We start from the raw sequence: 26,996 nt of genomic DNA, 5'->3' as shown, positions 1-26,996 counted from the left end.
ATCAATAAAAGAGAGAGCTGAGCGACGCCTTATTCACCGGCACCGCTCAATGACTCAAGCTGACCATCCAGCCAGTCGGAAAATCCTGCTTCCGGCATCAGCGCGACATCCAGCGCCCAGCTGGAAGCACGCCTCGTGTCGCTCAATAACGGCTGACACTTTACCGCATCCTTGGCAGTCATCACGATGGGTAACTGATCACCAAAGTCGAGATCCTGCTGAGTGAACTGATGATGATCCCCAAACGGATGGCGAATCACCTCAATACCGAGTGCTTCCAGCGCAGTAAAAAAACGCTCCGGATGGCCGATACCCGCCACCCCATGCACTTTGCCCGCAAACGGCAGCGGCGACAACGGCTGTCGCGCGCTATCGCTCAGACGCCGCAGATGCAAGGGCGTCAGGCGTGCTGACCAGGCGCCGGGGAGTTCACCCGTGCGCATAGTGCCATTGATTAACACCCCATCAACATCAACCAGCCGCGCCGCAGGCTCACGCAACGGTCCTACCGGCAGGCAGTGTCCATTGCCAAGCCCGCGTTCACCATCGACGACCACCAGCTCAATATCCCGTTCCAGCGCATAGTGCTGCAAGCCATCATCGGTCACGATAATGCTGCACCCTTGCGCTTCCAGCAGCCGAACGGCTTCTGCCCGCTGAGGCGCTACCGCCACCGGCACGCCGGTCAAGGCGCGCAGCATCACCGGCTCGTCACCTGCCTGCACGGGGGAAGTGGTTGACTCCACCAGCAGTGGATAGCTCTCGGCACGCCCACCATAGCCTCGCGATGCGATGCCCGGCTGCCAACCCTGTTCGCGCAGATGCGCCACCAGCCAGGCAACCGTGGGCGACTTGCCGGTGCCCCCCACGCTGATATTGCCGACAATGATAACGGGAAGTGGCGAGCGATAGCGCCGTTCAGGGTGCTCAGCGTAGCGCTGACGCCGCCGGCGGGCGCACGCCGTGTAGAGTAATTCAAGCGGCAGCAGCAGCCTCAATAGACCGGGCTTGCCGTACCAGCGCCGCGTGATCCACTGCTTGATGCTCATTCGCCAGTGCTGTCTTCACTGAATTGCACACGATGCAGCGCAGCATAATTGCCATCTTTGGCGAGCAGCTCTGCGTGCGTGCCCATCTCCACCAGCTCACCTTGATCAAAGACCGCGATACGGTCGGCATTTTCGATGGTCGAGAGACGGTGGGCAATCACCAGCGTGGTACGGCTTTGGCGCACGCCTTCCAGCGCATTCTGGATATAGCGCTCTGACTCGGTATCAAGCGCCGAGGTGGCTTCATCGAGGATCAGTACCCGCGAGTTGCGGTAGATCGCACGCGCGATGGCAATACGCTGACGCTGGCCGCCGGAGAGCGTGATGCCGTTATCTCCAATCACAGTGTCATAGCCGTCGGAGAGCCGTTCGATAAACTCGTCGGCGTAGGCCGCCTTGGCTGCCTCGATTACGCGCTCACGCGACGGCGATATATCTCCATAGGCGATGTTGTTCGCAATCGACACATTGAAGAGCGTGACCTGCTGGCTCACCAGTGAAATCTGGCTGCGCAGTGCCTTCAGGCTGTATTCATTGACATCGTGACCATCAAGCAGAATACGGCCTTCCGTCAGGGGGTAAAAACGCGGCAGCAAATTGACCAGCGACGTTTTACCGCTGCCTGAGCGCCCTACCAGAGCGACCATTTCACCCGCCTTCACCTCAAAGCTGACATGCTTCAAGACCGCCTTGTCATCCGGGCTATAGCGCAGCGACACATTGTCGAAGACCACGTCACCTTCGATCTGCTCGGGCGCATAGGTGCCATCGTCACGCTCCTTGGGAGCATCAATGACCGCAAAGATGGATTCGCAGGCCGCCAGCCCCTTCTGAATCTTGCCGTTGATCTCGGTCAGAGACTTGACCGGTTTGATCAGCATTGCCGCTGCCAGAATGAAGGAGATGAATTCACCCGGCGTGATATAACCCATCACCCCAGGCGTGAGCGCCAGCCACACCATGAAGGAGAGCGCCAGTGCGACCAGTGTCTGAATCAGCGGGCTTGCAATCGCGGTGGTCTTGGATTCCTTGAGGTTCTGGCGGCGCGTATTCTCGCTGGCCTTCCTGAAGCGGGCCAGCTCGTAATCTTCAGAGCTGTGGGTACGCACCACCCGATTGCCGCTCAACGCTTCCGATGCCACATGGGTCACATTGCCGACCGCATTCTGGATGCGGTGCGACAGCCGACGTACCCGCTTTCCGGCATACGCCACCACCACCCCGATAATCGGTGTAATACACAAAAATACCAGCGTCAGTCGCCAGTTGTTGTAAAACATCAGACCCATCAGAAAGATCACCGTCATTCCCTCTCTGACGGAGATGGTCAGCGCATCGGTAGCAGCACCGGTAACGCGCTCGGCCTGATAGGTCATGTGAGAAAGCAGGTGCCCCAGCGAGTTCTGATCGAAGAAGCTGCTGGGCAGGCGAATCATGTTATCGAAGACGTTGACACGCAGCGCATAGACCACCTTGCCGCCCACATAATCCATGAAATAGGAGCTAAGGAAGGTGCCCACGCCGCGCAAAATAAAGATCGCTACGAAGATCAGCGGCATAACGAAGCGGAAGCTATCGGAAGGATGCTGGATACCATCGACCATGCGCTGCATGGCCTGGGTTACCCACGCCTGCGATGACGCATACAGGATCATTCCCAAAATCGCGAGAGCAAACGCCTTCCAGTAAGGACGCACATACCGCAGCAGGCGCGAATAAAGAGCCCATGAACCGTGTTTCAAAGGTGTCTCCTGAAATCATCTCAGTCATTGGTGCGAGATGCGCATATATGAACGTATAAAGCTATGAAGCTAGCTATGAATGGTCGCATCAAAGCGCGGATGATACCTCAACACAGCTACGCTCGACAGCACGGTGACGTCGCAGCGGCAATACCCGGATACCCTGTAGGGAGATACGCGCTTCAAGAGTACCGTCTTCTGCCGTCCCCCATTGGCACGCAGCGTGATGGTCGGTACGCCTTATTACTTCCTCAGCGGGATGATGATAGGCGTTGAAAAATCCGTAGCTATGAATCACATGACGCGGTCGCGCCCGCACCAGCAACGAATAGGATGATGAGGTCTTGCTGCCATGATGGCCGCTGATGAGCAGCGCAAGGGGCCGATCAAGGCGAGAAAGCAGGTGATACTCCACCGCCTTGGGCGCATCACCGAGTATCAACGCCCGCTTCTGATGCGCTTCGATCAATAGCACGCAGGAACGATGGTTCTCGTCATCCGGCAGCGGCATACCAGGCAGCGGCCACAAGATCGTGAAGAGAACGCCATCCCACTGCCACTGCTGCCCTGCACGACAAGCGACAACATTCAGTTGATCTACCGTCTGTACCGGCAGGCCGAAGGTCGTGCTATCAGGAGCAAGCCACTGATCCACCTGATGCAGCTCATGCAGCGCCGCCACACCGCCCGAGTGATCCAGATCGGCGTGGCTGAGCAGCAGCATGTCGAAGTGCTGCCCGGGCGGCCACAGCTCGCTCAATGGCATATAGCCAGAAAAACTGCGCGGGCCGGTGTCATACAGCATGCGGTGGTGGCGTGTACGAATATCGAGCAGTTGGCCCTGTCCAATATCTTCCACACGAATCACGACATCGCCCGGCACGATAGCGCGCTGCCCGCTACTTCCCGCCAATAACGGCAACAGTGCTGCCGTAAGCATCAACCGGAAGCGACGGCTGAAACCCGGCAATAGCCACAGCAGCGCCGCAAGCATCATCGCGACGGCAATCGGCAAGCGTCTCTCCCAGGCCAGGGGCACAGCGGGAAGCGGCGTGGTCAGTAGCGATAGCCACCACTCATAGGCCAGGGTCGCCCAGTCGAATAGCTGCCAGAAGAGACCAGCCCCACACTGCCCCGGAGCCAATGCCACTACCAGCGCGATTAATCCCAATGGCAGCATCACGCTGGAGACCCAAGGAATAGCCACCAGATTGGCCAGCAGCGACACCGGCATCCAGCGGCCAAATACCAGCAATACCGCGCCGTCAAGCAGCAGCCCCAGCGTCAACTGGGTACGCAGCAATCCATACCAGCGAGAGGGCGTGGGCCGCCAGCGCCAGGCGAGCAGTAGCGCAGCCACCGCCATAAAGGAGAACCACAGCCCAGGGCGAAACACCAGCAGTGGATCGCCAAGCAGCAGCGCTCCCAGCGCCAGCCACCACCCGCTGAAAGGCGGCGGCGCATAGTGGCTTGAGACATACCACACCATCACCACTGCCATCAGCCAGGCCCTGACCGCTGGTGGCCCACTTCCCGACAACATGACATAGCCACCCGCCAGAGCCAATGCCACCAGCCAGGGCCAACGCTGAATATGCCAATGACGCGGCGCCAGCACCTTAAGCAGCCGTCGCGATAGCCACATCAGGCAGACCATCAGAATGCCCACATGCATGCCGGATACCACCACCAGATGAACCGTGCCGCTATCGTTCAAACGCTGCCAATCACTGTCGTTGAACAACGACGCATCCCCCAGCAGCAGCGCATGTGCCCAGCGCTCGGCAGGACTGTTTTCAATGAAGGGGGCAATACGGCCAGCCACGCTACTGCGCAATGAGAGCCGTGCCGCTGACAGTTTCTGCGGCGCGGGAGAGCGCTGTACGCTGCCGGTAGCTCCCAGTGCCTGTGAGAGCATCCGCGCATTGCCCACCCCACCGCCCGAATTGCTGCGACTGTGCGCCGGAATCAGGCGCACCCCAAACTGCCAGCGTTCACCTACCGCGACGGGCTGCGGGCTAAACCAGCCAAGACGTACCCGGCGCAGTTGATCGCAGCTCGGCATTGCACGCTGCTGAGGGCGGCAGCGCTCCACCTTCATCACCAGAGAAACATTACCCTGCTCACCCAACGAGACCTGCTCGATACGCCCCGCCAGCACCAGCGGCTGGCGCGCCAGCCCCAATGGTAAACGGTGATCCAGGGCGTGCAGCATATTCACCCAGCCCACAAGTAGAGCGACCAACATCAGTAAGGCCAGCCATTTTCGCCAGGCCAATAGCAGCACGCAGGCGATACACAAAACGCCAACGCCTTGACTCAGCCAGTGCGCTGCATGGGGTAATGCTCCCAGCCCTATGCCGACGATAAGTGCCACCACGCCCAGCGCCAGCCCGCCACCATGAAAATAAAGAGACATACCGATACCCGCTGCGGAAAAGCCAGTGTATCGGCAAACGGGCAGGTGGTTTTAGTGCGCCAGTCTTGCGAGGTAGACACGGATTTCTCTTGTATAGGCTTCACAGCACTATCCGCGTCTGCTTCTCCATGGTACTGACACAAAAAAACGCTGCGGGAGTCATTCCCACAGCGTTCCAATAGCTAATCTGATCGTGAAATTTTCCTGCCCGCAGCGCCAACCACGCTCACGAGGCAGCGACGGCTACTCTTCCAGAGCGGCCTCTTCGACCTGAATCAACTGTCCGGCATCAAGGCGCATCACCCGATCCTGATGCTGCGCAATGTTGGGATCATGGGTCACGATCACAAAGGCACACCGGCTTTGGGTGGCAAGCTCATCAAGCATCTCCAGAATACGTCCTGCCGTATCCTGATCGAGATTGCCGGTAGGCTCATCCATCAGCACCAGACTAGGATCAGTGACCAACGCACGCGCAATTGCCACGCGCTGGCGCTCGCCCCCCGACAGCTCGCCGGGCTTGTGCTGGCCGCGATCCGCCATGCCGACACGATCAAGCAGTTCGGCGGCCCGTTTGCCCGCCTGTTTGCGGGTCTGGCCGCGAATCACCAGAGGCATCGCGACATTTTCCAGCGCCGTAAACTCCGCGAGCAGGTGGTGGAACTGGTACACGAAGCCGATGTGCTGGTTCCTGAAACGCCCTAGCTGCGCTTCATTCAGCTCAGCGATATGGGTGCCTGACACAATCACATCACCGTGGGAAGGCGTATCCAGCCCGCCCAACAAGTTCAGCAGGGTGGTCTTGCCGGACCCCGAACTACCGATAATCGCTACGCGCTCGCCCGATTCAACCACCAGGTTCAGGCTTTTCAGCACCTCAAGATCCTGCGGCCCCTCTTTATACACGCGGGACAGTTCACGACATTCAAGCATTACATCACTCATAGCGCAGCACCTCCGCCGGACGGACACGAGAAGCGCGCCATGCCGGATACAGCGTAGACAGGAAACTCAGTACAAAGGCCACCACAATCACGGTAGCCACATCAGACATCTCAAGGCGTGAGGGCAGATAGCTGATGAAATAGACCGAGGGATCAAGGAACTGAATGCCAAAGACGTTCTGAATCCAGTTAATGATGTCAGAGATCGAGAGCGCCAGCGCGATACCGATAATCAGCCCCAGTACGATGCCGATAACACCGATGGCAATCCCCTGCACCATGAAAATGCCCATGATGGTGCGTGGCGTTGCGCCAAGGGTGCGCAGAATCGCAATATCGGCCCGCTTGTCGGTAACCACCATGACCAGCGTCGAGACAATATTGAAGGCTGCGACCGCGACAATAACCGTCAGCAGCAGCCCCATCAGGTTTTTCTCCATCTGGATGGCCTGGAACAGATTCCCCTGGGAGAAGGTCCAGTCAGAACCCATGTAACCAATCGGTAGCTGGTTGACAATATCCTGGGTAACCGGACGCGCATTGAAGATATCGTCGAGCTTCAGGCGAATGCCCTGCGGCGCATTAAGGCGTGCCAGTGCTTCCATATCTCCCAGGCTTGCGTAGGCCAGGCTGCCATCAAGCTGCGCACCCACCTTGAAAATACCGCTGACGGTAAATGAGCGCATGCGCGGGAACACCCCCGCCGGATTGACGGAAGAGCCTTGCGGAATCAGCAGGGTTACCTTGTCGCCCACGCCCACATGCAGCTGTCGCGCCAGCAATTCGCCCAGTACCACATTCCAGCTTCCCTTGGTCAGATCATTCAGGCTACCGGCCTGCATATGATCCGCAATGATCGAGACCTTCGGCTCGGACTTTGGATCGACCCCCGTGACCTGCGCCCCCGCAGTGTGGCCGCGAGCCGCCAGCATCCCTTGCTGCTCGACGTAGGGAGCCGTGGCAACCACATGAGGATTTTGCTCGATCTGCCGCGAGAGCTGCTGCCAGTTGTCGATGCCCCCTTCGTCTTTCTGAATTTTGCTGTGCGGCACCATGCCCAGTACACGATGCTGCAATTCATGGTCGAAGCCGTTCATCACCGACAGCACCAGAATCAGCACCGCAACACCGAGCGTCAGGCCCAGCATCGACGTCAGCGAGATGAAGGAGATGAAGTGATTGCGCCGCTTGGCGCGGGTGTAGCGAAGCCCTATCAAAAAAGGGATACGATCCAGCATAGGAGGAAATTCCTGCAATGGGCCAGGGAAGCAAGCCGCAAACCACACCACTTGCTGCCCTGGCTCGGGTCATCTGCTACAACAGAGCTGTAGCCGCCAAATCCATCGTCGCTTGCCGGTTTTCCAGCAAGCACCTTATAAAAGAGCGACCATGGTACGCACTTGTGCGCCACGATGCAGCAACTAGCCATGCAATGCCCGTGCGTCGCGCATTACACCTGCGCAGCACGCCCCTCATCAGCCATGCATTTGCACGCTGGCGCTCGGCTCCGCAGGCATTTCCCTCTCTACCTTCTCTGACAACCGGCATCATCTGATATCATTTGCCGTCCGTCAGGATAACGGTATATATAGCGGCTAACGCATTGAGGGCACTTTTTCATGGTATCGGAATATCATCTGACCGCGCGTCTGGAACACGCTTTCGACGCCCTGATCGAGGCAACGCAAGCACTGCTCGGCCTCTACGATCCTGAACAGCATCCTACCTGGCAATTCAACTCTTCTGCCTCTCCCCGGCAGTGGCTTGAGCTCGCACTTACCGATTACTGGTATCAGGATGGACAGGATGGTCGCACCACGCGCCCCTATATAGGAATGGTTGCCGCCGACCAGCCGCTGCTCGATGCAGTGCAACAGGTCAACCAGCACAAGACAACGCTTTCTGAACTGATAAAGCAGCTACGCCAGCACTCTCCTGCCACCATGAAAGAGATCAAGGCGACGCTGCCATTCCGCCACCCGGCCCTGCATGCTCATCTGAAAGGCGCGGGATTGACTCGCTTGCATCTCAAGCAGTGCTGGCGCCATGTGCCTATGGCCCCCGCGCCGCTTTCACGGGTCAGGTTTGCCTGGTATGCCAGCGGCCGCTCGATCACGCGCATCTCTGTTGAAGAAGCCGAGCGCCAGCTCACCACCTTTGATACCCAGGCTCCCCATATCGCGCTCCAGCTAAAGCGTCTGGCGGCACTGCCCAGCAGCGAGATGCTGGCCCAGATTCAACCGCAGGCACCGTTGATGCGCGCCAATCTGTTCTTTGCCGAACCGCTGGATGATGGCCGCCAGCGCCAGGCGCTCAACGTCGCGCTACCGCTGTTTGTTCCCGCCCAGTATGCAGAAGGCAGACTGTTGCTCCCTCACCGCAACCAGCCGCCGGAGCAGCCGTCCACTGAACGCCAGCGACTCAAGCGAAGCGATGCTCAAATCGACGACGAGGCGTGGCTGCCCAGTATTCGTGTGCATCGCTACGTCACCTCAGGCTAAGCCCAGAGACGCTATGGCGCTGCCCTGGCAGCAAAGCCCCCGTCATCAAGAGGAAAATGAGCGGGATAGGTAAGAACGCTTCACGTCAGCCGCCGCTGCCAGCACAGCGACGACTGAAGGAGAACGCAGCAGCGCTACGCGAGTCCCGCCACGCGGTTCAGGCCATTCAGGGCCGCAGTGCGATAGGTTTCGGCACGGGTGGGATAATTGAAGGTAGTGTTGACAAAGTAGTCGATCAGATTATTGCCCGAGGGCTGATTCATGATCGCTTGTCCGATGTGCACGATTTCCGACGCCTGATCGCCAAAGCAGTGAATGCCCAGCAGTTCGTGCGTATCCGGATCGAACAGCAGCTTCAGCATGCCAACCGTATCGCCGGTAATCTGCGCACGCGCGGTCTCCTTGAAGTTGGCAACGCCAACTTCATAAGGGCGACACTGCTCGGTCAGTTCACGCTCGGTCGCCCCCAGCGAGCTGATCTCGGGAATGGTATAGATACCGGTAGGCACTTCATCGACCAGCTTGAATTCAGGGCTTGAGAACATGTCAGCACAGGTGGCGCGGCCTTGCCCATAAGCGGCGCTGGCAAGACTCGGCCATCCAATCACGTCGCCCGCCGCATAGATATGCGGCACCGCAGTGCGATAATGCTCATCCACATGCAGTTGGCCGCGGTTATTCGCTTCCAGCCCGATATTTTCAAGCCCCAGATTTTCGGTATTGCCAGAGCGGCCGTTCGCCCATAGCAGTGCATCGGCGCGAATGCGCTTGCCGGATTTGAGATGCAGGGTAACGCCGCTATCGGTGGCTTCAATGCGGTCATAGGTCTCATTGTGACGCACCCGCACGTTGAAGCTATTGCTCAAGTGGTAGGAGAGCGCATCACTGATTTCATCATCAAGGAAGGAGAGCAGCCGCTCACGGTTATTAATCAGCTCTACCTTTATGTCGAGACCTGCAAAGATGGATGCGTATTCGCAGCCAATTACCCCGGCACCATAGACAATTATGGTGCGCGGCGAAGAGCTGATATCGAGAATCTTGTCGGCATCGTAGATACGCGGATGGTCGAAATCGACATCACTCGGGCGAAACGGCCGCGAGCCGGTAGCGATGACCGCATGCTCGAACTGGAGCACGGTATGCGCCTCATCATCGGACGTTTCAACACGCAGCAAATGCTCATCAATAAAGGAAGCGTGCCCTCTGTAAACATCCACCAGATTGCGTGAATAGAAGTTCGAGCGCATTTCGACCTGAGTATCGACAACGCGGAAGCTGTAATCCATCACCTTGGGCAGATCAAACACGCGGGTATCCGCGATAGTATTGCACAAGGGGCCACTGCGATAATCAATGATCTGATTCACCGCATAACGCAGCGCCTTGGAGGGAATAGTCCCCTTGTGCGTACAGTTGCCGCCGACCTTGTAGCGATCTTCGATCACCGCCACGCGCTTGCCGTGCTTCGCCGCATTAACGGCAGCGCTTTCGCCGGCTGGACCTGTACCGATCACTATCACATCGTATTGAAACTCGCTCATCTCTCGCCTCGAACCTTTATAAGAATGGTTTGCTGCTCTTCTCTACACAACCGCCGCCTCTCAAGGCAGTAGCTGTACAGAAAACTTGTCGCTCATCATGGTATGACCATCGCGCCACGTCCAGAGTGCCCGCCACTCATGTGCGTTGGCTACCTCCACCGCCTGCTGCACCGGCAAGGCCGCCAGCACCGCCGCGGCGCGTAACGCTTGCTGCGAGGAAGGCGCCAGTACCCAAAGCCGGCCCGCTTTTCCCCACTCAACGCTTGCCAGCGTGCGATGATCAATCGTTACCGAGGTGCCGGTGGGCAGCCCCACCCGCCAGTGACCGCCGCGTGCGCGCATCACCCCGTTGATTTCGATACGGTAATCGCTCAGATGAAAGGCTTCGAGCACTGCGACTACTGCATTCTGGCGCTCATTGGCAAACGCCGCCTGACGGTAGCGCTGCTGCTGAACCGCTGCGAAGGGTGTTGGCTCCGGAGCGCAGGCGTGGGGTAGCCATTGGTAGCGCGGAACAACGTGCTCTGCTTCATCATCAGCGCGTACCGCTTCATCGGTAACCGGCGCTGGCGCACTCTCGGCCAAAGGCCGCAGTGGACACGCTTCGCGACCATCGACATACCACTGCACGCGGGTAGAGGAAGCTGATTCTGCTGAAGAGGCAAGCAGAGCGGCGGCGCTCTGGGCGGTGTGCTCAAGCTGCTGAGCAGCAAACGCCTGATCGAGCGCCTGCTTGAGGGATTCCACCTGCTCACTGGAATACTTCCCCGGCAGCGTTAGACGGTAACCACCATCCGGCAGCGCACCGGCAATACGCAAGGTTTGCGGCGTTTCAGCAGGAGAATGAAGAAACCCCGCGAACCCTGCCGCCACCCCCAGATTGAGCACGACGAGAAGCACCAATGCCACTGCTAGCTTACGCATTGCACCTCTCGAACGCTGTAAAGGGTGGGGGTCATGATACGTCCTCGCTCACTATTGGCACCTTGTTGACACCTTCCTTGCGGCACAATACTAGCCGATAACGCGCCTCTCCCGCACCATTGCCAAACGCCTGTCCATTAAGGCTGGAAATGCCCGATCTCTGCTGAATACGCACGCTTCCTCCATTCACTCCCCACCCATCTGAAAGAACAGGCACCGTACAGATACGCGGTCGTCAGCGACATTACGCCAGCGGATGGGTATGATGCAGAACAATCGTAAGCAGGCAACACGCTTTCTGCCTCACGAACTCATTGCTTGCGTCGTTCCAGGCGGCGCCTTTTGTTGGAATCAACGCTCGGTATCCCATCGCCCATGTCTGTCAGCGCCTCTGATACTGTTTCGCTACTGCACCCACCTCACGCTCGCGACGCGGCCCGCGTCTGCTATTGGCAACAACCCGCCGGCAGTGCCGAGGCACTGGCGCTGGCGCGGCTGGCCGAGCAGAGCGACGGCCCGCTGCTGATCGTTACCCCGGATACGGCGACAGCGCAGCGGGTGGAGGCGGATCTCGCCTTCTATGTAACGCCTGCGCAACGTGTGCTCGCCTTCCCCGATTGGGAAACACTGCCCTACGACAGCTTCTCGCCCCACCGCGATATTGTTTCTGCGCGTCTGCGCACCCTGCGTGCACTGCAAAACAACGCCGCCGATATTGTGCTGGTGCCGGTGAATACCCTGATGCAGCGCTTGCCCCCCACCGACTTTGTGGCGGTGCAGGCGCTACAGTTAAGGGTGGGAGAAACCCTGGATCGCGAGCAGTTTCGTGCCCAGCTGGCGCGCAGTGGCTACCGTGCGGTTGAAACGGTATTCGAGCCGGGGGAGTACGCCTTTCGCGGGGCGTTGATCGACCTCTACCCCATGGGCGCGGAGCATCCGCTACGCATCGACCTGTTCGACGACGATATTGATACCCTGCGCACCTTCGACCCGGAAACCCAGCGCTCCCTTGACCGTATTGAGCAGATCGAACTGCTGCCGGCCCATGAATATCCGTTGACGCCAGAAGCGATTGCACGCTTCCGTGAAGGCTTCGAAACGATGTTCGACGTAGACCCCAGGCGCTCCCCGCTCTATGTCGATGCGCTGGCAGGTATTCCCTCACCGGGGCTTGAGCAGTATCTGCCGCTCTTTTTCGACCATACCGCCCATCTGTTTGAACACTTCGGCAAGGGCCTGAATGTCGCGCTACTAGCGGGCACCTACGAGGCCGCCGAAAGCCACTGGGCCGCCATTACCTCCCGCCATGACAATCTGGCCGTCGATCCAACCCGGCCACTGCTGCCGCCGAGCAGCGCCTTCATTCCGGTGGAAGAGCTGTTTGCTGCCGTCAAGGCGTATCCTCGTGTGCAGCTGGTCAATCAGCCGCACCCTCACGCCGCCCACTTTGCCGTGCAGGCGCTGCCGGAAGTGATGCTCGATCCACGCAGCAGCAAGCCCCTTAACAAGCTTGAGCGCTATCTTCAGCAATGTCGCGAACACCAGGCGCGCATTCTGCTGGTCGCCGAAACACGCGGTCGTCGCGAATCCCTTGAAGAGACCCTTGCGCCGCTGGCACTCAAGCTACCGGTGGTGGAGAGCTGGCACGCATTTCTCTCAAGCGACGCCGAACTGATGCTGAGCGCCGGTGCCATTACCAGCGGCATGGCGATTGATGACGAAGGCATTGTCGTCATCACCGAAAACGAGCTGTTTGGCGAAGTCGTGCGCCAGCGCCGGCGTCAAACCAGGGCCACCGATGACAACGAGCTGGCAGTACGCCACCTGTCTGAACTACAGACGGGCGCTCCGGTGGTACACCGTGCCCACGGCATCGGCCGCTATCTCGGGCTTGAGATGATCGAGGCTGGCGGCCAGCGGGCAGAGTTTCTGGCGCTGGAGTACGCGGGCGGCTCCAAACTGTATGTTCCCGTCGATGCGCTGGATCAGATTTCACGCTATACCGGTGCCTCCGATGAGCACGCACCTCTCAGCAAACTGGGCAACGACCAGTGGGAAAAAGCGCGCCGCAAGGCCGCCGAACGCATTCGCGATACCGCCGCGGAGCTTCTTGATGTCTATGCTCGCCGTGAAGCGCGCGAAGGTTTTGCCTGCCCACCGCCGGACGCTGATTACCAGCATTTCGCGGCCGCCTTCCCGTTCGAAGAGACGCCCGACCAGCGCGTCGCCATTGACGCCGTGATCGCCGATATGACCGCCCCGCAGCCGATGGATCGCGTTGTGTGCGGCGATGTCGGTTTCGGCAAGACCGAAGTAGCCATGCGCGCTGCGTTTCTTGCCGTGCACGCGGGGCGACAGGTGGCAGTGCTGGTGCCAACAACACTGTTGGCGCAGCAGCACTACGACAATTTCCGCGACCGTTTTGCCGACAGCGCCATCAATATTGACCTGCTGTCACGCTTTAACAGCGGCAAATCCCAGGAGAAAGCGATCGAGCGCCTGCGCGAAGGCAGCACCGATATCGTGATCGGCACCCATAAGCTTTTGGGACGCGGTATTGAATTCGGCAACCTGGGGCTGGTGATCATTGATGAGGAGCACCGTTTCGGCGTAGGCCAGAAGGAGCGTCTGAAGGCCATGCGCGCAGAAGTCGATATCCTCACCATGACCGCCACGCCCATTCCGCGCACGCTCTCAATGGCGATGAGCGGCATGCGCGATCTGTCGATTATCGCCACCCCGCCGCCGCGACGTTTGGCGGTTAAAACCTTCGTGCAGCAGCGCAACGATGGCATTCTGAAGGAAGCCATTTTGCGTGAGATTCTGCGTGGCGGGCAGGTGTATTACCTGCATAACGAAGTCAAGAGCATCGAGAGTGCGGCTGAAAAACTGACCGAGCTGGTGCCCGAGGCACGTATCGGCGTCGCCCACGGCCAGCTTGCCGAGCGCGGGCTTGAGCGAGTGATGAGCGACTTCTATCACAAACGCTTCAATCTACTGGTGTGCTCGACCATTATCGAAACCGGTATCGATGTCCCGAGTGCCAACACCATCATTATCGAGCGCGCCGACAAGTTTGGTTTGGCCCAGCTGCATCAGCTGCGTGGCCGTGTCGGACGCTCCCACCACCAGGCCTACGCCTACCTGCTGACGCCGCCGCCGAAACAGATCACCAGTGATGCCACCAAACGACTTGAGGCCATTACCCAGTCCGACGCCCTAGGTGCCGGCTTCAATCTGGCCAGCCATGACCTTGAAATCCGTGGCGCAGGAGAGCTGCTGGGTGAAGAGCAGAGCGGCCAGATCGAAACGATTGGCTACGGGCTTTACATGGAGATGCTGGATCGCGCCGTTAACGCTATCCGTGCGGGCAAAACGCCCAATCTGGAAGCCCCCATCAGCGAAGGGGTGGAAATTGGCCTGGGCGTGCCTGCGCTGATTCCCGATGACTATCTGCCGGATGTTCAGCAGCGACTGGTGATGTACAAACGCATCAGCAGCGCCCGAAACGACAGTGAACTGCGCGAGCTACAGGTGGAGATGATCGACCGCTTCGGGCTGCTGCCCGATTCCGTGAAGAATCTATTCCGGCAGGCGCGCCTGCGACCAGTGGCTGAATCATTGGGCATTACCCGCATTGAAGCGGGGCCAGAGCGCGGCCGCGTGATCTTCGGCAGCCAGCCGGCCATTGATCCGATGGCGCTGGTCGGGCTGATTCAGCGCGAGCCTACACGCTACAAGCTGGATGGTGCGCAAACCCTGCGCTTTTTTGAAGATATGGAAGCAGCCGAAGCGCGCTTCAAATGTGTGGAAGCCGTGATGAAAAAGCTCAGCAAGCACCGTATCGAACGCTAGCCGCTACACTGCCTGGTAGCAGCGACCCCACAGGGCACCTTACCAGGCAGTAACGGCATCCATACAGCAGATCACGAGTGCTGTTGGCTCACCAGATCAGCAATGTCATCGAGTGCCCGCGCCGGATCTTCACCAATCGGCAGAATCAGATAGCGCGGGCGAATCACAGGCGCAAAGAGCGCTTCGAAGTGCACCAGGCTCCCCTCCCTTGCCAGGGTTTCACCACGGCTCAACACATATTCGTTGACGGCACGCGCCAGACCACCGGCTCGCCCTCTGCTGATCTGCGCCACCGGCAAGGTGGCAACGCTCAGTTCAGCGAAGCCTTCATCGGCCAGTACACGCATCAGCCCACACAGCAGCCAGTCCAGCGAATGTTCGCAAAGCCCCGGACGCCAGCGCACCAGATCAATCACGACGCGGGGAGAGTGCTCGGTTTCCATGATACTGGCGAATGCCAGCACCCTGCCGCCACTGCTCACCGTCGCAATGCGAAAATGGCTCAGGTAGTCCGCATCGAAGCGGCCACACGAGTAGCGTCTTTCGTTGATCCCCTGCTCAGCGACCCATTGATCGGAGACTTCCCGCAGCGTATCAAGCGGCGCTTCACCCGCGGCGTAGCAGGCAAACGCCAGCCCTTGCTCGCAGCCTTCACGCCATACCGCAGACAGCGCCTGCTCGGTAGCCGCGCTACGCTGTGTCGAGTCCAGCATCACCAGATGCTCCTGAGCCACCTTGACGGCAATCTGACCCGCATGCAGATAAAGCCCCAGATCGTCATGATGAGCCAGATATATCAGCGGCGTTAACCCGCGCAGCTCGCCAAGATCACGGAAATCCCACACCAGCCCCGCCCGGCAAGCGGTCTCCCCGACAGGATCGCTCAGCGCCACCAGATAGCGATGGTGCTGCCGGTAAGCGATGAAGGCATCCTTCCTTTTATTGAACAGCAGCGATTTGCCGCCCGTCGCAAGCAGCATGCCTTCTGGCTGGCACGATGTCCTGACAATCGTCAGCGCCTTGTCCATCGCCTTTTGTGAAGCAGGCCCCAGCGCCTTCACCGGACGGAGCAGCCACCACAGGGTAATCCCCACCAAGAGCAGCGCACTGATCACAACGCCCTGTAGCGAGCGCGACAGCAGCACATTGTAATCAGGGTGCCACCACAACACGCTGGCAAGCGGTAGGCCACGATGCGTCAGCAGCATCAGCCAGGTACTTATTACCACCACTCCCACGCACGACAGCACAAAGCGCCATGACAGCGGCATCGTCAGCAGCGCATTATCGCGATAGAAGGTGCTGCGAAACACCAGCAGCGCCAGCAGGGAGGGAATAATGAGCGCAAGATCGACCACATCCACGCCCTTGAGCAGCGCACAGAACGCCCCTACCAGCAGCGTGAGCACCGCCCACCGCCATGCACTGGCCATGCGCCGCACCAGTCCTCGTGCCAGTACCAGGGAGATCAGCCCCAGCACGCTCAGGGCGAGCGTACTCACTTCGATAAGCGCCGTGGGTGCCCAGCGCATCACGAACCCACTGAACAGGGCGGCTTCGGGCACAACATTCGACAGCAGCTCGGCAATCCCCACCGCGAACAGCATCAGTGCCAGCAAGGGTGCCACCAGACTCACCATGGTGCTGTCCGACAGCCGGTCAGCCACCTTCCTTGCTTCATTGATCAGCAGCGCCATAAAGGCCAGCAGCAGCGGCAGCAGCACATAGATGACGCGGTACAGCAGCAAGGCAGCGGTCAATGCAGCAGCGCCCACCTGACCCGAAAAGGCCGACAGAATGATCGCTTCAAACACGCCGATACCGCCCGGTACGTGGCTCAGCACCCCGGCCGCCAGCGCCAGCAGATAGACCAGCAGGAAGGTGGCAAACGGCGGCGCATTGGGCAGCAGCAGATAGAGCACCGCCGCAGCGCAGGTGACATCCGCCAGCGTAATTACCAACTGAAACAGCGACAGCCTGAGACTGGGCAGCCGCCACAGCGATTTACCCAGCCGGTGCATGCGGGCATCAGGCGCTGGGCGCTCGGATTGTCGGGTGCGGTATAACAGTGCCAGCGCCAGCAGATACAGCAGGATGACGGTATAGCCGATCGCCGCAACAGCCCAGTGTGGAAGGTGTAGCGCCTGGGCGGCGGTATCCTGATGAACAAGCGCCGCCACCGCTGCCAGCGGCGGCAGAGTCACCCCCAGCGCCAGACTTACAAACACCGACATTCGCGCGACATCGGGCGCATGCAGGCCCTGCGGGAAGTAGAGCCGACAGCGAACTGCGCCCCCCGACAGCATCGACAAACCAATGGCATTGCCGACCGCCGTAGCGCAGCTTCCGCCCAGAATCAGCAGCGGCCAGCGTAGCCTGACACCGGCAAAGCGGGCTGCCGACCACTCATAGCACACCAGCGCCAGATAGCTGCCCACCGCGGCCAGCAGCGCCCCCAGCACCGCATAGATCGGCACCTGCATCAACGATGCACGCACGAGTCGCGCGTCGATCTCCGACAGCATATGCCAGCACACTGTCAGCGCCCCGACCAGCACGATCAGGGTGGCAAGAATACCGAGCACCTGGCGGTAAGGTGCCATACGCCGCTGCCAGCGCAGCATGCGAATACGCAGCCGCGAGCGCTTGCGGCGTCGATTGCTAATGGTTTTGCTCATCTGCGCCTGTCCCGAACATCAATCAGCGTGCCAGCAAGCCATCAGGCTTGTGTGCAGGAAGGCTCAACTACAGCCCTTTGGGAGCGTAAATACCAGGAGCGTTACGCCAGAAGCCCTTGTAGTCCATGCCGAAGCCAAACAGAAAACGATCGGCCACCGTCAGTTCACAGAAGTCGGCGCTCAGGTTCTGCTGGGCTTTGCGATCGTGCTGCTTGTCCACCAGTACCGCAGTGGTCACCGAAGCGGCACCGGCCTGTTCGCAGTGGCGCTTGATGGCGCAGAGCGTGGCCCCTTCATCGAGAATATCGTCGATAATCACCACATGACGCCCCGCCATCGGCGTTTCCGGCGAGACCCGCCAGAACAGCTCACCGCCGCGCAGCTTGTCGCGATAGCGAGTGGCGTGCAGATAATCAATCTCCAGAGGGAAATCAAGCCGCGTCAGCAAATGACCGGAGGTAATCAGCCCACCATTCATGACACAGAAAAACAGCGGCAGCTTATCGCCAAGCTGCTCGGTAATCTGCTCGGCCATGCGGTCAAGTGCCGCTTCGATGGCAGTCAGGGGAATCAGGCAGTCGGCGTGCTGTTTGAGCGACGTCATCTCATCGCGAAGGGTTTCTAAAGCAGTCATGAAAGCAATCTGGCAGTGGTTGGAAATTAAATAAAAAGACGGAGCACTGCCAGGGCAGCCTCCGTTGCGCAGCCAAGGATACCACTCAATAGCCGTACTGAGCAGCCAGCGCAGTTAATCTGTCGTGCGCCTCTTGCCAGCGCGGCAGTGTCTGAAGCTGCTCCAGTGACGAGAACGGCTGGGCGCGGCGCAATCGTTCAAGCCGCACCGCCCGCTCGCGGCAAGGGGAAACACTCTCAAGTACCGCACGCGCCGCGTCGCGATCATTGCATACCAGCACCGCATCGCACCCCGATGCCAACGCCAGTTGCGCACGCTCCACCGGCCCTCCCGCGAAACTCGCACCGTGCATCGACAGATCATCGGAGAGAATTGCCCCCTTAAAGCCGAGCGTATGGCGCAGATAGTCAAGCCAGGCAGCGGAGAAACCGGTCGGGTTGGGATCGAAGGCGGGATAGCGCACATGAGAAGGCATCACTGCCGTGAGGCGCGTGGCGAGGTCAGCAAATGGAATCAGATCGTGCGCTTTGAGCGCTTCGAGGGAGCGCTCGTCTACCGGCAGCTCAAGGTGGGAATCCGCTTCAACGCCGCCGTGCCCCGGGAAGTGCTTGCCCACCGAGGCCATACCGCCCTCATCGAAGCCATCCAGCAGCGCCCCCGCCAGTTCGCTGACCTGAGCCGGCTGTGGTGAGAACGAACGCTCACCAATCACCTTGCTGAGGGTTTCATCAACGTCGAGCACCGGCGCAAAGGAGAAGTCGAGACCACAGGCGCTTAGCTCCTGGGACATCAGCCAACCGCACTCGTGAACCAGCGCCAGCGTCTCCTGCGGCTCTTCAGGGTAGCGATGACCAAAGGCACACATGGGAGGCAACGACGTTAGTCCTTCGCGCAGGCGCTGCACGCGGCCCCCTTCATGATCAATACTGATCAGAATGTCTGGTCGCTGGACACGAATGGCGTCACACAGCGCGCGGCACTGCTCGGGGGATTCCAGATTGCGCGCAAACAGCACCACGCCCCCCACCGAGGGGTGTTCAAGCAGCGCACGATCACTGTTATCCAAGGTTGTTGAGGCCACGTCGATCATAACGGGACCGAGAGAAACGCTCATGGCCATTCTCCTGGCAAATAAATATCGCGCCATTCTAGGCGCTGACCGAAGGGGAGTCGAGGTGTCCCAAATGCCCTGGCAGGCCACAAAAGGTGCGCTGCAACAGCAGCTTGAAAAATTCTTGCCCTTCTACTGACCGCACAAAAAGCGATCCATTCCCTGAGCAAGTCATTCATCATGAAATAACCTGACACCAGGCGAGCATTCATCAAAGAAAGAGAGCCGATCACTGCCCCTTGCACCGAATAAAATACTGGATACAATTACAGTCAATGAATTCCGCTTAGGCCCATAACCGCTATGACCAAACCGCTCACTCGCCGCCAGCAAGAAGTACTGGATCTTATCACCGGCACACTGGCAAGCCATGGCTACCCTCCTACCCGCGCAGAAATCGCGCAGGCACTGGGGTTTCGTTCGGCCAATGCCGCTGAAGAGCATTTAAAGGCGCTCAAGCGCAAGGGCGTGATCGAGATGATCCCCGGCGCATCGCGAGGCATTCGCGTGGTCAACCACGAACCTGCCAACAGCGCGACTGCCAGCGAGCCAGCCACAGAGACACAAGGGCTTGCCGTCATCGGTCAGGTGGCGGCGGGCAGCCCCGTGCTGGCAACCGAGCACATTGATCACTACTGCCCACTGCCAGCCGACTTCTTTTCACCGCGTGCCGACTACCTGCTGCGCGTCAAGGGGCTTTCGATGCGCGACGCAGGCATTCTCGACGGTGACCTGCTGGCCGTACACCGCACTAGCGACGTGCGTAACGGCCAGATTGTCATCGCCCGTATCGGCGAGGATGTGACCGTCAAGCGCTTCGAGCGCAGCGCCAAGGGTATTCGGTTGCTGGCAGAAAATCCCGACTTCGAACCGATCATTGTCGATCCCAGTGAAGGCTTTGATATCGAAGGCGTGGGCGTAGGCATCATCAGAGGCGATAACGGCCAGGGGTTGCACTAGCCAATCACACCTGAACTCTCCATGCCGGGCAACTGAGATGCAGTGCCGGCTCTTTGTCTAGCAGCGAGCGAGAATTCTTGTCTCCAGCGCCTGCCAGCAAAGAGGAGCCATCCAGTAACGCAAAAAAGCAGCGTTTTCACGCTGCTTTTTTACATTTCCACCCTGTTTTTCCACCCTGGCGAAATAACGCAGAAGCCGCCTACATTTGCCTTAGTGCACGGTGGTATGGTCATCCACCTCTTCGATCACATCCCCTTCGTCCCACAGTTTGGTACGCGTAATGGCGTGATCAATCATCTCCTTGGCAACCTGAAAGCGCGAGGTACGCAGCAATTCCAGTGCTTCAGAGGAAAAACGCACCGACACCAGTGCATCTCCGGCGCCTTCGGAAGGACGGAGGACAACTTCGCCATCGGCCAATTCCACGATTTCCAGAATAGCGGTATCGGACATTTCATCACCTCGTCCTGTTGTTCAATGGGCGGTGCGGGCCAGTCGGCGAGCCAACGAACGCTGCGAAGTTGCAAAGCGCGCAGGCAATCGACGAACTCTTTACCGATCAGCGAAAACGGCTGATACAGCATTGCCCCTCACCGAGCGATGGCTCCTTTCAACAAGAAGTTGCACCACAAAAAGGAGGCGTATTCTACCACCACCCCAGGGATAGCGACAGATCACCACTCAAGGCTGCTCTCCCGCAGTTCGCTGAGCAATGCTTTCAGCCGCTGCAAACACGCCGCCAGCGAGAGCTTTTGTGCATCACTGGCGATGGTGGCACTGCCTGCGGCGTAAGCATTAGAGGATGGCTGAGGGGCATAGAGAGGATGCTCAAACAGCACCGACAGCTCACCGCCCGACAGCAGCACCTGCGCCAGACGGCGCAGTTCAGTATTGCTATCGCCATGAAGACGCAAATAAGAACGCCAGTCATCGACGGATGCCCCCACCGGCGAATACTCGATAACCGCGGAGTGCAGCGCGGCATCCACCAGTGCGGCGGCGGCTTGTTCAAGCGCCTGGGAGCGCACCGCGGCAGGCAATTCGGCATTACCTGACTCGCTGCGCCCATGGCGCTCTTTCAGCACCACTTCAGCGTGATAAAGAAGTTCATGGGTGCGGCGACGCTGCTGCATGGCGATTGACTCCCTGTTACTTGGCGGGCTTGCGCTTGTCTTCGACCTGCCAGCGTCCATCGTCGTAGGTGGCGCGCCAACCGCTCGCCTTACCCGCATCGTTTTCGGTCATCACATACTGCGCCTTCGCTTTCCGTGAAAAACGAATCTGCGCCGGATGCCCATCCGGATCGGCCTCGGGCGCGTCGAGCAGGAAGTGGTACTTCTCGGGCAGCGCCGCTTGATGCGGTTTCAGCTCCATCACCAGCGGTGCCCGCGTCTCGCGGTTTTTGGGGAAGCCGCTGGCAGCAAGGAACAGCCCGCTCGCGCCGTCGCGCAGTACATAGTGGTCATCGACCTTCTGGCACTTAAGCTCCGGCATATCAATGGGGTCCATCTTGGGCGGCGCAGGATCGCCACTGCGCAACAGCTTGCGCGTATTGGTACAGGCATCGTTGGTGCAGGCAAAATACTTGCCGAAACGCCCCGAACGCAGCTGCATTTCCGAACCGCACTTATCGCACTCAAGGGTTGGCCCTTCGTAGCCCTTGATCTTGAAGGTGCCCTCTTCGATAGCGTAATAACCGTCGTCGTCGTTGCTCAAATGCAGCTTGCGATGTTCATCAATCAGGTAGCTGTCCATCGCATTGCCGGTCTCGGGGTTACGCCAGCGGGCGCGCAACGCATCGGTTTCCGCCTCTTCACCGGCATCGGCAGGCACCACTTCATCGCCGGGAATCAGGTCGATGGTCTCCTTGCAGCGCTCCTTGGGCGGCAGGTTATAGCCTGAACAGCCGAGGAATACGCCGGTCGAGCCGATACGAATCTGCATCTTGCGACCGCATTTCGGGCAGTCGATATCGGTGGGAATCGGCAGATTGGGGCGCATGCCGTCATCGCCTTCCGCATGATCGAGCTTTTTCTTGAAGCCACCGTAGAAGTTGTTGAGCACATGCTTCCACTCCACTTCGCCGGTCGCGATCTCGTCAAGCTCATCCTCCATTCTGGCGGTAAAGCCGTAGTCGAGCAGGTCATTGAAGGATTCGACCAGACGGTCGGTCACGATCTCGCCCAGGGTTTGCGCATAGAAGCGGCGACTGTCGAGCACCACGTAACCGCGTTCCTGAATGGTCGAAATAATCGACGCATAGGTAGAGGGGCGACCGATACCGCGCTTTTCAAGCTCACGCACCAGACTCGCCTCGGTGTAGCGCGGGTTGGGCTTGGTGAAGTGCTGCTGAGGATCAAGGGAGTTGAGCGACAGTGCCGTTCCTTCGGGCAGATCGGGCAGCGCCTGATCCTCGCCACGCCCCGCCGGAGCGACTCGGGTGTAACCATCGAACTTCAGCACGCGGCCCTTGGCGCGCAGCTCAAAACCTTCGCTTTTGACGTTCAGCGTCGTAGAGAGATACTTGGCAGGCACCATCTGGCACGCCACGAATTGACGCCAGATCAACTCGTACAAGCGCTCGGTATCGCGTTCCATACCGGAGAGCTGCGCAGCCGAGAGCTGCACATTACTGGGGCGAATCGCCTCGTGTGCTTCTTGAGCGTTGTCTTTCGAAGCATAGCGGTTGGGCTGCTCCGGCAGATATTCGCTGCCGAAGGTATCGCTGATGTAATCACGCGCTGCACTCACTGCGTCAGCCGACAGGTTGGTCGAATCGGTACGCATGTAAGTGATGTAACCAGCCTCGTAGAGGCGCTGCGCCAGAGTCATGGTCTTGCGTACCGAGAACCCTAGCCGACCGCTCGCGGCTTGCTGCAAGGTCGAGGTAATAAAGGGCGCGGTCGGTTTGCTGGAAGTCGGCTTGTCCTGCCGCTCGCTGACCTTGAGCGCCGCCTTCCTCAGCGGCTCAATGGCGCTCAGCGTCTCATCTTCACTGGTAGGACGGAACGCAGCGCCATCCTTGCGCGCCACTTCGAAGCGAATCGGCTCACCGCCTTCATTCACCAGATCAGCGTGCACATCCCAGTATTCTTCAGGAATAAAGGCACGAATTTCACGCTCACGATCAACGATCAGACGCACCGCCACCGACTGCACACGGCCAGCCGATAGCCCGCGCGCCACTTTCGACCACAGCAGCGGCGACACCATAAAGCCCACCACGCGGTCGAGAAAACGGCGCGCCTGCTGAGCATAGACACGCGGCATTTGTAGCTGGCTTGGGGCGGTGAACGCCTGCTGAATGGCATTTTTGGTGATTTCGTTGAAGACCACACGCTTATAGCGCGAATCATCGCCACCAATGGTTTCGCGCAGGTGCCAGGCGATGGCCTCCCCCTCGCGGTCCAAATCGGTCGCGAGATAAACAGTGTCAGCCTTGGCCGCCAGGCGCTTCAGTTCATCGACCACTTTCTCCTTGCCAGGCAGCACTTCGTAGTGCGCCTGCCAATCGTGGTCAGGATCAACCCCCATGCGGCGTACCAGCTGGGCACGCGCCTTTTCCCGCTTGTGTTCGGCCTTTTCCTCGGCACTCATTTTACGTGTTGCCGCCGCCTGCCGAGCGCGCTCGGCGGGATCGCTCTTGCTGCTGGAGCTGGTCGGAAGATCGCGAATATGCCCGACGCTGGACTTCACGACGAAATCGTTACCGAGATATTTGTTGATGGTCTTGGCCTTGGCGGGCGACTCGACTATCACCAGTGACTTACCCATGGAACTCCGTCTCATTATGCCGCTGATTGGGCGGACTTAACTTTATTCGGGCGTAATGTGTAAAAATCAATCCGCTCACCGGTACCACTGGTACCACTGCGTTTCAATGCCCAGCGTACCTGACCGTTTCAGCGTAATGGACAACCAGTCGCTCGATGTAGATCTCAAGGGCGAGCAGCGCTTCGACACTGCCCCTTCCTTGATAACAAGCCATACGGTCAGCACACGACACAGGCAACGCCAAAAATCTGCTTTAATACAGCACAGGCTACCGCAAACCACCACTCCAGCGGCCCAATCTGACGGGGCACCGGAAGCATCGGGTAGCGCCATGCGCAGAGGGCACACGAGGTGAACAAGGCAAGCGTTAAAATTCCGCCTACCCTACCCTAGCGTCACGCAATTCGCCACAGGCAAGCCGGAATTGCAATGATTGAGCGCCCCGCTCACGCATAGGGTTAGCATAATGGCTCACTGCATAAGTAAGACAAAAGTGGGAAACTTTCGACACTCACCTCTCAGTTTCTCGCTAACCGTGCCCATTTCGGTTAGATTAATCGCACTTACTCAGTAATATTACTGACAACCGCTAACCACCTTAGCATTGAGGAGATCGCTTGATGTCGACTACCCAGCACACTCCGATTCGGCGCACCAAAATTGTCGCTACACTCGGCCCCGCGAGCGATCGCCCGGGGGTGCTTGATGCGATGGTAAAAGCCGGCGTAGATGTAGTGCGCCTGAACTTCTCCCACGGCACTGCCGACGATCACCGCAATCGTGCCGAAGCAGTGCGCAAGGCTGCCGAGCAGCAGGGCCGCACCGTTGCCATTCTTGGCGACCTGCAAGGGCCGAAGATTCGCATCGCGCGCTTCAAGGAAGGCAAGGTAGTGCTTGAGGAAGGTGCCGACTTCCGCATTGATGTCTCCCTCAACGACAACGAAGGCGATCAGCATCAGGTCGGCTGCGACTACAAGGAGCTGGCAGATGACCTTAAGGCTGGCGATGTGCTGCTGCTTGACGACGGTCGTGTGGTCTTCGAGGTAGTGGAAGTCAAACCGCCGCACATTGACTGCAAGGTCAAGGTGGGCGGCAAGCTCTCCAACAACAAGGGCATCAACAAACAGGGCGGCGGCCTGTCAGCCTCGGCACTGACCGAGAAAGACAAGCAGGACATGAAAACCGCCATCTCGATCGGCGTGGATTACCTGGCGATCTCTTTCCCCCGCTCCGGCGATGACATGCGCTATGCGCGTGATCTGATGGGCGAAGCAGGTAAAGGCATTGGTCTGGTGGCCAAGGTTGAGCGCGCTGAAGCCGTCGCTGACGATGAAACGCTCGACGGTATCATCGTCGCCTCCGACGCAGTGATGGTGGCTCGTGGTGATCTGGGCGTCGAAATTGGCGATGCCCAGTTGATCGGCGTGCAGAAACGCATGATTGCACGCGCCCGTACTCTGGATCGCGTGGTCATTACCGCCACGCAGATGATGGAGTCGATGATCTCCAGCCCGCTGCCAACCCGTGCCGAAGTGTTCGACGTTGCCAACGCCGTGCTTGATGGCACCGATGCGGTCATGTGTTCCGCTGAAACCGCCGCTGGCGACTTCCCGGTAGAAACCATTCAGGCAATGGATCGCTGCTGTCTTGGTGCCGAGCGCGAGCGCGAAGCGCAACAGTCGAAACACCGCATGAAGGACACCTTCCACCGTATCGACGAAACCGTCGCGCTGTCGGCCATGTATGCCGCCAACCACCTTGATGGTGTTGCTGCCATTTCGTGCCTGACCGAAACGGGTCACACGCCGCTGATTGCATCACGTATCCGTTCAGCGCTGCCGATTATCGGACTCTCCAATAATCCCGCTACGCTGCGCCGCATGGCGATGTTCCGCGGCGTTATTCCGCTGCACTTCGATGCCGATAACTTCGACAATACCGAAGTGAACGCACGCACGCTCGACACCCTGAAAACACGCAAGCTGCTACAGGATGGCGACTTCGTGATCTTGACCAAGGGTGATCACAGCGCCGCACAAGGTGGCACCAACACCCTGAAAATCGTTCAGGTCGGCGGTAACCTCGGTTAAGAGGTTAAGTGTCAGCTAGACTGCAAAAACGCTGCGAGCTTGATGCTTCGCAGCGTTTTTTTGTGCCTGCTTCATGCGTAACAATCGCTAGTCAGAAACCACTTCTGTAATATCACCGCACCAAAATGCGTGAAGGTGATGGATATCCTTCTCCAGCGTGCGTGGGGTCGAGAGCGGCGGTAAATCATTGATGGCGAAGAAGTCGGCACCGTCGGTTTCATTGTTGACCGTAAACTCTGTGGCGCTGAAACGCTCCTCAGGTGCTTCATCACACACATAAAACAGCTTGTAGATATGGCTCGGTGACTGGTGCTTGTAATCGTGCAGGTTGCGATCACGCAGCAGTGCAAGTCGTGGATTGACCGCGCGCATCCCCGCTTCTTCCCAAATCTCGCGGATCGTTCCAGGCCCCGGGGGTTCAGCTACATCAGCCCAGCCACCGGGCAGTGTCCAGCAGCCATCACGGCGCTCACGCACCAGCAGCACGCGATCATCGCGAAATACCGCCCCTCTCACATCAATCTTGGGCGTGGCATAGCCGTGCTCGGGGAAGAAAAAGTTATCAACCTTTTCGACAGGAGAGCCGGAGAGCGCGGCAAACATTTGGTGCGCCAATCGTTCCAGCTCTTGATATCGCTCCAGCTCAAAATGGTTGTCGGTATAGGTTTGCCCGGTTTGCGCCAGCGCTCTCAAGCGTTGCGCGAAATCCACCCAGTTCTGCGCCATGCCTTTCGAAGCCTCCAGTAAATAACGACCATTGCACTCAGTGTA

General features: G+C 58.9%; 18 protein-coding genes. 4 read left to right on the top strand and 14 right to left on the bottom strand.

Going from position 1 to position 26,996, the window contains the following annotated elements; all coding sequences use genetic code 11:
- Nucleotides 1-29: 29 nt before the first annotated feature.
- From lpxK to L881_RS0106720, 5 genes are all read right to left on the bottom strand, one after another.
- On the bottom strand, nucleotides 30-1,049 hold the full coding sequence (gene lpxK / locus L881_RS0106740) for a tetraacyldisaccharide 4'-kinase (protein ID WP_025732938.1): 1,020 nt from the start codon (nucleotides 1,047-1,049) through the stop codon (nucleotides 30-32).
- Complete coding sequence (msbA, locus tag L881_RS0106735) at nucleotides 1,046-2,791, bottom strand: lipid A export permease/ATP-binding protein MsbA (RefSeq protein WP_025732937.1); 1,746 nt, start codon at nucleotides 2,789-2,791, stop codon at nucleotides 1,046-1,048. The genes lpxK and msbA overlap by 4 nt, the downstream gene beginning before the upstream one ends.
- 88 nt (nucleotides 2,792-2,879) lie before the next feature.
- Nucleotides 2,880-5,210 (bottom strand): DNA internalization-related competence protein ComEC/Rec2, encoded by a 2,331-nt coding sequence (locus tag L881_RS0106730; RefSeq protein WP_025732936.1) that lies wholly within the window; start codon nucleotides 5,208-5,210, stop codon nucleotides 2,880-2,882.
- Between the two features lie 243 nt (nucleotides 5,211-5,453).
- Nucleotides 5,454-6,155: an ABC transporter ATP-binding protein gene (locus L881_RS0106725; protein ID WP_025732935.1), complete on the bottom strand. Its 702-nt coding sequence runs from the start codon at nucleotides 6,153-6,155 to the stop codon at nucleotides 5,454-5,456.
- Nucleotides 6,148-7,392: a lipoprotein-releasing ABC transporter permease subunit gene (locus tag L881_RS0106720; RefSeq protein WP_025732934.1), complete on the bottom strand. Its 1,245-nt coding sequence runs from the start codon at nucleotides 7,390-7,392 to the stop codon at nucleotides 6,148-6,150. The genes L881_RS0106725 and L881_RS0106720 overlap by 8 nt, the downstream gene beginning before the upstream one ends.
- A 381-nt stretch (nucleotides 7,393-7,773) precedes the next feature.
- Here L881_RS0106720 and L881_RS0106715 point away from each other — a divergent pair, with 381 nt between their 5' ends.
- Nucleotides 7,774-8,655 carry a hypothetical protein gene (locus L881_RS0106715; protein ID WP_025732933.1) on the top strand — a complete coding sequence of 294 codons (882 nt, stop codon included), beginning with the start codon at nucleotides 7,774-7,776 and terminating at the stop codon, nucleotides 8,653-8,655.
- Between the two features lie 134 nt (nucleotides 8,656-8,789).
- On the opposite strand, the gene sthA is transcribed toward L881_RS0106715, so the two are convergent.
- Nucleotides 8,790-10,199: a Si-specific NAD(P)(+) transhydrogenase gene (gene sthA / locus L881_RS0106710; protein WP_025732932.1), complete on the bottom strand. Its 1,410-nt coding sequence runs from the start codon at nucleotides 10,197-10,199 to the stop codon at nucleotides 8,790-8,792.
- Between the two features lie 60 nt (nucleotides 10,200-10,259).
- A complete protein-coding gene (locus L881_RS0106705; protein ID WP_025732931.1) occupies nucleotides 10,260-11,123 on the bottom strand; it encodes a hypothetical protein in 864 nt (287 codons plus the stop codon).
- Nucleotides 11,124-11,498: 375 nt separating this feature from the next.
- Here L881_RS0106705 and mfd point away from each other — a divergent pair, with 375 nt between their 5' ends.
- Nucleotides 11,499-14,978, top strand: a complete 3,480-nt coding sequence (gene mfd, locus L881_RS0106700; protein ID WP_025732930.1) for a transcription-repair coupling factor — start codon at nucleotides 11,499-11,501, stop codon at nucleotides 14,976-14,978.
- A 71-nt stretch (nucleotides 14,979-15,049) separates the two neighbouring features.
- Here mfd and L881_RS0106695 read toward each other — a convergent pair whose 3' ends face one another.
- The 3 genes from L881_RS0106695 to nagZ form a co-directional block, all read right to left on the bottom strand.
- Entirely contained in the window at nucleotides 15,050-17,656 is a 2,607-nt protein-coding gene (locus tag L881_RS0106695; protein WP_025732929.1) for a phosphatidylglycerol lysyltransferase domain-containing protein, read from the bottom strand.
- A gap of 67 nt (nucleotides 17,657-17,723) precedes the next feature.
- Nucleotides 17,724-18,290: a hypoxanthine-guanine phosphoribosyltransferase gene (locus tag L881_RS0106690; RefSeq protein WP_025732928.1), complete on the bottom strand. Its 567-nt coding sequence runs from the start codon at nucleotides 18,288-18,290 to the stop codon at nucleotides 17,724-17,726.
- 85 nt (nucleotides 18,291-18,375) lie between these two features.
- Nucleotides 18,376-19,404: a beta-N-acetylhexosaminidase gene (gene nagZ, locus L881_RS0106685; RefSeq protein WP_025732927.1), complete on the bottom strand. Its 1,029-nt coding sequence runs from the start codon at nucleotides 19,402-19,404 to the stop codon at nucleotides 18,376-18,378.
- A 300-nt stretch (nucleotides 19,405-19,704) separates the two neighbouring features.
- Between nagZ and lexA the strand changes: the two genes are divergently transcribed.
- Complete coding sequence (lexA, locus tag L881_RS0106675; protein WP_025732926.1) at nucleotides 19,705-20,361, top strand: transcriptional repressor LexA; 657 nt, start codon at nucleotides 19,705-19,707, stop codon at nucleotides 20,359-20,361.
- Nucleotides 20,362-20,571: 210 nt separating this feature from the next.
- Here lexA and L881_RS0106670 read toward each other — a convergent pair whose 3' ends face one another.
- From L881_RS0106670 to topA, 3 genes are all read right to left on the bottom strand, one after another.
- Nucleotides 20,572-20,814: a hypothetical protein gene (locus tag L881_RS0106670; protein ID WP_025732925.1), complete on the bottom strand. Its 243-nt coding sequence runs from the start codon at nucleotides 20,812-20,814 to the stop codon at nucleotides 20,572-20,574.
- A 221-nt stretch (nucleotides 20,815-21,035) separates the two neighbouring features.
- A complete protein-coding gene (locus tag L881_RS0106665) occupies nucleotides 21,036-21,494 on the bottom strand; it encodes a DUF6586 family protein (protein WP_025732924.1) in 459 nt (152 codons plus the stop codon).
- 16 nt (nucleotides 21,495-21,510) lie between these two features.
- On the bottom strand, nucleotides 21,511-24,135 hold the full coding sequence (topA, locus tag L881_RS0106660; RefSeq protein ID WP_025732923.1) for a type I DNA topoisomerase: 2,625 nt from the start codon (nucleotides 24,133-24,135) through the stop codon (nucleotides 21,511-21,513).
- 620 nt (nucleotides 24,136-24,755) lie between these two features.
- On the opposite strand from topA, the gene pyk reads away from it, so the two are divergent.
- Nucleotides 24,756-26,225, top strand: coding sequence for a pyruvate kinase (gene pyk, locus L881_RS0106655; RefSeq protein ID WP_025732921.1), 1,470 nt, complete (start codon nucleotides 24,756-24,758; stop codon nucleotides 26,223-26,225).
- Nucleotides 26,226-26,312: 87 nt separating this feature from the next.
- On the opposite strand, the gene L881_RS0106650 is transcribed toward pyk, so the two are convergent.
- Nucleotides 26,313-26,951: an NUDIX hydrolase gene (locus tag L881_RS0106650; protein ID WP_025732920.1), complete on the bottom strand. Its 639-nt coding sequence runs from the start codon at nucleotides 26,949-26,951 to the stop codon at nucleotides 26,313-26,315.
- Nucleotides 26,952-26,996: the final 45 nt, after the last annotated feature.

The organism is Carnimonas nigrificans ATCC BAA-78, from assembly GCF_000526695.1.
GTDB classification, from domain to species: Bacteria; Pseudomonadota; Gammaproteobacteria; order Pseudomonadales; family Halomonadaceae; genus Carnimonas; species Carnimonas nigrificans.
Note: the sequence above shows the minus strand (reverse complement) of the source record. Positions and strands in the feature narration are given on the sequence as shown.